Origin of the sequence: Phytopseudomonas flavescens (genome assembly GCF_900100535.1) — a bacterium.
GTDB classification, from domain to species: Bacteria; Pseudomonadota; Gammaproteobacteria; order Pseudomonadales; family Pseudomonadaceae; genus Aquipseudomonas; species Aquipseudomonas flavescens.
On sequence record NZ_FNDG01000040.1, the window covers coordinates 1 to 8,094 of the forward strand.

General features: G+C 68.3%; 9 protein-coding genes. 2 read left to right on the plus strand and 7 right to left on the minus strand.

Features of this window, described 5'->3' with window-relative positions; all coding sequences use genetic code 11:
- A partial coding sequence (locus BLR94_RS26775; protein ID WP_208601376.1) for a calcium-binding protein occupies positions 1-642 on the plus strand: 642 nt, incomplete at its 5' end.
- A gap of 122 nt (positions 643-764) precedes the next feature.
- Here BLR94_RS26775 and BLR94_RS26780 read toward each other — a convergent pair.
- From BLR94_RS26780 to BLR94_RS26810, 7 genes are all read right to left on the minus strand, one after another.
- A complete protein-coding gene (locus tag BLR94_RS26780) occupies positions 765-2,615 on the minus strand; it encodes a S9 family peptidase (protein ID WP_084308986.1) in 1,851 nt (616 codons plus the stop codon).
- On the minus strand, positions 2,581-3,741 hold the full coding sequence (pqqE, locus tag BLR94_RS26785) for a pyrroloquinoline quinone biosynthesis protein PqqE (RefSeq protein ID WP_084308985.1): 1,161 nt from the start codon (positions 3,739-3,741) through the stop codon (positions 2,581-2,583). Before pqqE ends, BLR94_RS26780 begins: the two co-directional genes overlap by 35 nt.
- Positions 3,713-3,988, minus strand: a complete 276-nt coding sequence (pqqD, locus tag BLR94_RS26790; RefSeq protein WP_084308984.1) for a pyrroloquinoline quinone biosynthesis peptide chaperone PqqD — start codon at positions 3,986-3,988, stop codon at positions 3,713-3,715. The genes pqqE and pqqD overlap by 29 nt, the downstream gene beginning before the upstream one ends.
- Positions 3,985-4,740, minus strand: coding sequence for a pyrroloquinoline-quinone synthase PqqC (gene pqqC / locus BLR94_RS26795; RefSeq protein ID WP_084308983.1), 756 nt, complete (start codon positions 4,738-4,740; stop codon positions 3,985-3,987). Before pqqC ends, pqqD begins: the two co-directional genes overlap by 4 nt.
- Positions 4,741-4,750: 10 nt before the next feature.
- Positions 4,751-5,662, minus strand: a complete 912-nt coding sequence (gene pqqB / locus BLR94_RS26800) for a pyrroloquinoline quinone biosynthesis protein PqqB (protein ID WP_084308982.1) — start codon at positions 5,660-5,662, stop codon at positions 4,751-4,753.
- A 64-nt stretch (positions 5,663-5,726) separates the two neighbouring features.
- On the minus strand, positions 5,727-5,798 hold the full coding sequence (gene pqqA, locus BLR94_RS26805; protein WP_003243383.1) for a pyrroloquinoline quinone precursor peptide PqqA: 72 nt from the start codon (positions 5,796-5,798) through the stop codon (positions 5,727-5,729).
- Between the two features lie 188 nt (positions 5,799-5,986).
- Complete coding sequence (locus BLR94_RS26810) at positions 5,987-7,813, minus strand: insulinase family protein (protein WP_139207530.1); 1,827 nt, start codon at positions 7,811-7,813, stop codon at positions 5,987-5,989.
- A 36-nt stretch (positions 7,814-7,849) separates the two neighbouring features.
- Between BLR94_RS26810 and BLR94_RS26815 the strand changes: the two genes are divergently transcribed.
- On the plus strand, positions 7,850-8,094 hold a 245-nt coding region (locus BLR94_RS26815; protein ID WP_139207531.1), incomplete at its 3' end, for a transposase.

Below are 8,094 nucleotides of genomic sequence, written 5' to 3' on the forward strand. Positions count from 1 at the left end.
TTTGCCGATGGCAGCACCTGGGATCAGGCGCAGATCGAGGGCGGTGTGGTCAGTCTAGGGGGCACGGGCGCCGATACGCTGTTTGGCTGGAGTGGCAGTGACGTGATGTACGGCGGCGAGGGCAACGACACCCTCGATGGCGGCACCGGCACGAACCAGTTGTACGGTGGTGCTGGCGACGACGTGCTCAAGGTAGCGGCGACTGCCCGCAACAACCTGTTCGTTGGTGGCACAGGTAACGACACCCTGCATGGCAGCTACTATGGGGATACCTACCTGTTCAACTCGGGCGATGGTCACGACACCATCGTTGAGACGAGCACCTACAGTGGGGCGGTGGATGTGCTGCAGTTCGGCTCCGACCTCTCGCCCGAGCAGCTTTGGTTCCAGCGCAACGGTAACAACCTGGATATCTTGGTGCAGGGGACGGAGGATCGCGTTACGGTCAGCAACTGGTATTCCGGTAGCGCATACCGCGTCGAGACGCTGCAGGCCGCGAATGGACTTGCTCTGACTGAAAGTCGGGTACAGAACCTGGTCGACGCCATGGCGGCTTTTGGCGCGCCGGCAGGTGGGGAGTCGAGTCTGACGCCTGATCAGCGGGTGCAACTGGATGTGGTGATCGCCGCCAACTGGCAATAGGCAGGGTTGCGGTTGAAACAAGGAGGCCCATCACGCGATGGGCCTCTTTGCTTTCCGTTGTCCTTGCGCCATCCATGAGTTCGTCCATGCCGCGAAGTCCTGGAATCTGGCGCGCAGGCTGGTTACTGCCCCTGCTGCTCCAGCACGCGGCGGTAGAAGCGCCACTCCGCCTCCAGGGCGTGGGCCAGGTTTTCCGCCTGGCGCAAGCCGTGCCGCTCCCCCGCATAGAAATGCGCTTCGGCCTCGATGCCGTTGGCGGTGAGGGCGGCGAGCATGGCGCGGGTCTGCTCGGGAACCACCACGGTGTCCAGTTCGCCCTGGAAGAAGATCACCGGCACCGTGATGCGGTCGGCGTGGCGCAGCGGCGTTCGCTGGCGATAGCGTTCGGCGTCGCGCTGCGGGTCGCCGATCAGCCAGTCCAGGTAGTCGCCCTCGAGCTTGTGGGTGACGCGGGCCAGGGCCAGCGGGTCGCTGACCCCGTACAGGCTGGCCCCGCCACGGAACACCCCGCCGCGGGCCAGGGCACAGAGGGTGGTATAGCCGCCGGCGCTGCCGCCGCGGACGAAGGCCCTGGCCGGGTCGATCAGGCCACGCTCGGCCAGGTGCCCGACCACCGCGCAGGCATCCTCGACGTCCACCACGCCCCAGCTCAGGTGCAATGCCTGGCGATAATGCCTGCCGTAGCCGGTGCTGCCCCGGTAGTTGAGGTCGGCGACGGCGAAGCCGCGCTGGGTCCAGTACTGGATGCGCGGGTCGAACACCGGATGGCAGGCCGAGGTCGGGCCGCCGTGGACGAACACCAGCAGCGGCGGCAGGCCTTCGCTGTCCTGCGGCGGGTAGAAGAAGCCGTGGGCCTGGCCGTCGCCGCTGGCATAGTGCAGCGGCTGCGGCTGGCTGATCCGCTCGGGCGGCAGCGGTGAGCGCCCGCCAGCGAACACCCTGACCTGGCCGTCGTCACGGCGGATCGCCAATACCGCAGACGGTGCCAGCGCGCTGGCGGCGATGACGTAGAGGTGGTCGCGGTCCAGGGCCAGGCTGCGGAAGCGGTTGTAGGCGCTGGCGTAGTGGCGCAGGCTGCCATCGGCCTGGCGGATGCCCAGGCGGCTGTAGCCGTCTTCGAACCAGCTGGCCAGGTACGCCTGGGGGCCCAGGGGTTTCCAGCTGCAGGCGCCGAGTTGCCAGGGCGCGCCGGCATGGTCGGCGGCGCGGGCGGGCAGCGCCTGCCAGCCCTGCTCGGTCTCGCCCCAGGGTTGCCAGAAGCCGTTGCGGTCTGACAGGCAGTACAGGCGCCCCTGGGCATCGAAACCGGGCTGCTGCAGCGCCTGTTCCTCGCCGACGTCGCCTGCCACGCAGCGCGCCTCGCCCCAGGTGCCGTCACCCTGCAAGCAGGCGCGGTACAGGCGTGTGGCGGTCCAGGGCTGAGCCGGGCGCTGCCACTGGATCCAGGCCAGTTGCCGGCCATCCCCGCTGAGTACCGGCGAAGCGTAGAAGTCGGCCCCTTCGGCGAGCACGGCGCGGCTGCCGTCGCGCAGCGTGATGGCCACCAGGCGGTGCTCGACCTGCCCGGCGGCGTGGCTTTCTTCGACTGCCAGCACCTGCTCGCCGCTATGCAGCAGGTCGCCGTAGCGGTGCTGGCCATGGGTCAGCGCCTGAGGCGCGCCGCCAGCCAGGGGTTGCATGTAGAGCTGCTGGTCGGCGTCGTTGACGAATACCAGGCTGTCGCGGCCCAGGCAGAACGAGCCGCCGCCGTACTCGTAAACCCGGCTGCGGGCGCTGAAACCGTCCGGCGTCAGGCAGCGGGCGGCGTGCTCGCGCCAGAGCCAGAGCCGGCAACTGCCGTCCTCGGGACGGAATTCGTTCCACACCAGCCCGGCGGGGCCGACGCGCAGCTCGGCGAAGTCGATGGCGGCGGCCACCGCTTCGGCGGCGCAGAGGGGCTCAACCCTTGGCGATGAGGCGTGAGTTTCGGTCATTGCGGAAGGCCAGCTCGGTGATGGATTGGGTGGCGTGTTCGGCTTCTTCGCGCGCCGCCAGGATCACCCCGTGACGGTCGGACTTGCTGCACACCGGGTCGGCATTGCTGGCGTCGCCGGTGAGCATGAAGGCCTGGCAGCGGCAGCCGCCGAAGTCCTTCTCCTTCTCGTCGCAGGAGCGGCACGGCTCGGGCATCCAGTCGTAGCCGCGAAAACGGTTGAAGCCGAACGAGTCGTACCAGATGTGCTGCAGGCTGTGCTCGCGCACGTTGGGAAAGGCGATGGGCAACTGGCGTGCGCCGTGGCAGGGCAGGGCGGTGCCGTCCGGGGTGACGGTCAGGAAAATACTGCCCCAGCCGTTCATGCAGGCCTTGGGCCGCTCCTCGTAGTAGTCCGGGGTGACGAAGATCAGCTTGCAGGGGTTGCCCTCGGCCTGCAGCCGTTGGCGATACTCGTTGGTGATGCGTTCGGCGCGCTGCAACTGCTCGCGGGTGGGCAGCAGGCCGGCGCGGTTCAGCTGGGCCCAGCCGTAGAACTGGCAGGTGGCCAGTTCCACGAAGTCGGCTTCGAGGGCGAGGCACAGCTCGATGATGCGGTCGATCCGGTCGATGTTATGGCGGTGGGTGACGAAGTTCAGCACCATCGGGTAGCCGTGGGCTTTCACCGCCCGGGCCATTTCCAGCTTCTGGGCGAAGGCCTTTTTCGAGCCGGCCAGCAGGTTGTTGACCTGCTCGTCGCTGGCCTGGAAGCTGATCTGGATATGGTCCAGGCCGGCTTGCTTGAACGCGGCGATACGCGCTTCGGTCAGGCCGATGCCGGAGGTGATCAGGTTGGTGTAGTAGCCCAGGCGCCGGGCTTCGCCGATCAACTCGGCGAGATCCTGACGCACCAGCGGCTCGCCCCCGGAGAAGCCCAGTTGCGCGGCGCCCATCTCGCGGGCCTCGGCCATCACCCGGAACCACTGCGCGGTGCTCAGCTCCTGGCCCTGGGCGGCGAAGTCCAGGGGGTTGGAGCAATAGGGGCATTGCAACGGGCAGCGGTAGGTCAGCTCCGCCAGCAGCCACAGTGGCAGGCCGACCGCGGGGGCCGGCGGCAACTCAGGCGAACTCGATCCAGTGTTCGGCACGGGCTACCTCCATGAACTGCTCGATGTCCTCGGCGACCTCGGGCACCCCGGGGAAGCGCTGCACCAATTCGTCGACGATCGCCGCGACGTCGCGCTGGCCATCGATCAGCCCGCCGATCAGCGCGGCGCTCTCGTTGAGCTTGATCATGCCCTCGGGATAGAGCAGCACATGGCCCTTCTGCGCCGGCTCGTACTGGAAGCGGTAGCCGGGACGCCAGCGGGGCGCGCGGGTGCGGTCGAAACTCATGGGGCGACTCCCCGGTGCCAGACCCGTTCGCCGGTGACGCTGTGATAGGGCGGGCGGTTCAGTTCATAGGCCATGCTCATGGCATCGAGCATGCTCCACAGGATATCCAGCTTGAATTGCAGGATTTCCAGCATGCGCGCCTGCCCGGCGCGGGTGGTGTAGTGCTGCAGGGTGATCGCCAGGCCGTGCTCGACGTCGCGGCGGGCCTGGCCGAGGCGAGTGCGGAAGTACGCGTAGCCGGCCGGGTCGATCCAGGGATAGTGCTGCGGCCAGCTGTCCAGGCGCGACTGGTGGATCTGCGGGGCGAACAGCTCGGTCAGCGAACTGCTGGCCGCTTCCTGCCAGCTGGCCCGGCGGGCGAAGTTGACATAGGCGTCCACGGCGAAGCGCACGCCGGGCAGCACCAGCTCCTGGGAGCGCAACTGCTGCGGGTCGAGGCCCACGGCCTGGCCCAGGCGCAGCCAGGCCTCGATGCCGCCGTCCTCGCCAGGGGCGCCGTCGTGGTCGAGCAGGCGCTGGATCCACTCGCGGCGCACCGCGCGGTCCGGGCAGTTGGCCAGGATCGCGGCGTCCTTGAGCGGGATGTTGACCTGGTAGTAGAAGCGGTTGGCGACCCAGCCCTGGATCTGCTCGCGGCTGGCGCGCCCCTCGTACATCGCCACATGGTAGGGGTGATGGATGTGGTAGTAGGCGCCCTTGGCGCGCAGGGCCTGCTCGAATTCGGCAGGGGACATCGGCGTTGCGTCGCTCACGGTGGCCTCCTTACAGCTCGATGCTCATGCCGTCGTAGGCGACTTCCACACCCCGGCGCCGAACCTCGGCCCGTTCCGGCGAATCCTCGTCGAGAATCGGGTTGGTGTTGTTGATGTGGATGAGCACCTTGCGCTGGCGCGGGAAGCCGTCCAGTACCTCGAGCATGCCGCCCGCCCCGTTCTGCGCCAGGTGGCCCATCTCGCGGCCGGTGCGGGTGCCGACGCCGCGGCGCTGCATCTCGTCGTCCTCCCACAGGGTGCCGTCGACCAGCAGGCAGTCGGCGGCGTGCATCGTTCGCAGCAGCTTTTCGTCGACCTGGCCAAGGCCGGGTGCGTAGAACAGGGTGCCGCCGCTGCGGGTGTCCTCGACCAGCAGGCCGAGGTTGTCGCCCGGGTGCGGATCGAAGCGGTGCGGCGAATAGGGCGGCGCCGCGCTGCGCAAGGGCAACGGGGTGAACCTCAGGCTCGGGCAGGCGGGGATGACGAAGCTGCCCTCGAGGGCGATACGCTTCCACGCCAGCCCGCCGTTCCAGTGCTCGAGCATGGTGAACAGGGGGAAGCCGGTGGTCAGGTCCTGGTGAACCATGTCGGTGCACCAGACCGGGTGCGGGCAGCCCTCGCGCAGGCTGAGCAGGCCGGTGGTGTGGTCGATCTGGCTGTCGAGCAGGACGATGGCATCGATGCCGGTGTCGCGCAGCGCACGGGCCGGTTGCATCGGCGCGAAGGCCTGGAGTTGCGCGCGAATGTCTGGCGAGGCGTTGCACAGCACCCAGTGCTCGCCGTCATCGGACAGTGCGATCGACGACTGGGTGCGTGCGGTGGCGCGCAAGGTGCCGTCGCGGTAGCCCTTGCAGTTGGCGCAGTTGCAGTTCCACTGGGGAAAGCCGCCGCCGGCCGCAGAACCGAGAATCTGGATGTACATGGTCTCTCCCTGTCCTGTAAACGATGACGCCCCGGCATGCCGGGGCGTCGCATCACTGGGTCGTTCAGCGGTTGGCGAAGTACATGGTGACTTCGAAACCGATGCGCAGGTCAGTGTAAGCAGGCTTGGTCCACATGGCGTTGCTCCTTCCGGTTGGGTGCCGAGACACAGGTCAGGGCATGCAGGCTGGCGTCGCCTGGCCTTGTTCCTTGCGGATCGGGTTGGCGGGCGCCGGCTCCTTATTGGGCGTCATCCGCCCCGGGAGGTTCCACCTGAGGAAGGTTGCAGGATCTTGCAGACGGGTATGGTCGAGGCAGTTGCCGTTCAGGAGGCCTGCGCCCACTGCCAGCGGTCGGGCGCTGCGGCCTGGTTGGCCAGGCACAGCCAGCCGTGCCGGGCGTCGAGCACCTGGCGCAGCAGCCCGTCCAGGTGTTGTTGTTCGACGTCGAGGATGGCACCACGCAGCCGGGGCAGTGCCGGCTCCTCGCCGGCCAGCCGGGTCTGCCAGGCCCAGTCGGCCACCTCGGCATTGCTCATGGCCGGTTCGTCGAACTGCCCGGCCAGTTGCTGACGCGCCTGCGGATCGAGGTGCACCCCCTCGCCGAGCAGGGCCAGCAGCTGGGCGAGGAGCTCGGCGTGGCTGCTGTGTGGCGATTGCACGCCGAACAGCAGCCCGGCGTATCCCGCGACCTGGCGAAAGCCGCTGAACACGGCATAGCCGAGCTGCAGCTCGACCCGCAGGCGCTGGTAGACCGGCCCTTGCAACAGCTGAGCGAGCAAGCGGCCGGTAGCCTCCAGCCGCGCGGGCAGCGGGCAGAACAGCAGCAGCGCGGCTTCGCTGCCTGCTGTGCCCACCTGTCGCCAGCGGCGACCGGCCTGGCTGCTCGGTGCCCGCAGGGAGTCCGCCTGGCCCATGATGCCGCGCAGCGAAGCCCCGAGCGCACCGTACCGGGTAGCGTCGAAACCCAGCGCCAGGCCGTGCCAGCGGGCGTGCCGCCAGAGCCCATCGAGCAGCGCCTGGTCGAGAATGCAGGCAGGTTCGGGCGTGCCTGCGTCGGCGTGCAGGGCTTCCGGCAGTGCCATCAGCAGGGCGCGGATCGGCATGGGCGCAGGCGTTTCGCAACTGGCCCCGTGCCAGTGTTCGCGGGCGGGGCCACGCAGATGCTCGAGGGCTTCGCCGGTGGCGTGGATCACGGCGTCGGGGTGGCCGGTGATCTGCAACTGCCAATATGCGCCACTGGCGGTGAACGCCAGGTGCAGCGCAGCCTGTTCTGCACGTTCGCGCAGAGTGCCCAGGGCGCGCTCGACAATCACCTGGAAGCGCCGGCGCAGGGCCGAGTCGATACGCCAGCGCAGATAAATGGCGGCGAACTGCCGGGAGGCTGGCAGGCTGTGGTCGATCAGCAGGCTGGCCGGCAGCGGCGCACGTTGTGCGGGCGGCGCTGCCAGCAGGGGCTCCTCCGCGGGCAGTCGCCAGTCGCCCTGATCGCACCGTGGCAGGTCATCGAGCAGGGCGCCCAAGGCCTCCAGGCCGTGGCGGTCGAGCTCTCGGAACGGTTGCCCGGCGCTGTCGCGGCGGGCCAGTTCCAAGGCGCTGGCGGCCAGTTCACGGCGTCCTTGCAGGCGGCCGAAGCCGGCGTTGAGGTGCTGGCGGTCCTGCTGGCGGATAAAGCCCAGCCAGCCATGCAGCAGCGTCTGTATCTGGCTCGTGCAGGCCGTGTCGGTCAATTGCAGCTCGATGTGCCAGAGCAACTGGCCGGCGTGGGCATACAGCGGCTGCGCCGAGCTGGCCTGCAGCCAGCCGCGCCGGCGCAGCTCGGCCAGCCAGCCGCCCGGTCGGCCGTCACGCAGGTAATCGAGCAGCAGGTCCAGCGCCTGCCGGGCACCAGCCGGCAGGGCCTCGTGGGCAAACAGCAGGTCGCAATGGGGCTCGCGCGCCTCGCCCAGGCGCAGCGGGCCGTCGAGCAGAAGCGCAGGGGCGCTGCGTGGCAGGCGGTTCCCCTGGGCGAAAAGCGCGGCGTGGCGGCGCGCCAGCTGCTCCAGTTCTGCCAGCGATTGGGGCCCGGCGAGGCTCAGGGTGATCTGCCCCGTCTGGTAGAACCGCTGGTGGTAAGCCCGCAAGGCCTGAATCGCCCCTAGTTTCGTAGACACCTCCAAGCCTCATAATGAGGCCCACTAGGAGGTGCCATGAGCAACCAGCGTTACCCCGAAGAATTCAAAATCGAAGCGGTCAAGCAAGTGACCGAGCGTGGCCTTCCTGTAGCCGAAGTGGCAGCGCGGTTAGGTATGTCGGTGCACAGCCTGTATGCCTGGATCAAGCGCTACAGCAAGCCCCAGGAAAAGCGGCAGCAAGAGAACGATCAGCAGGCCGAACTGCGTCGTCTGCGTGCTGAACTCAAGCGAGTGACCGAAGAGCGAGACATCCTAAAAAA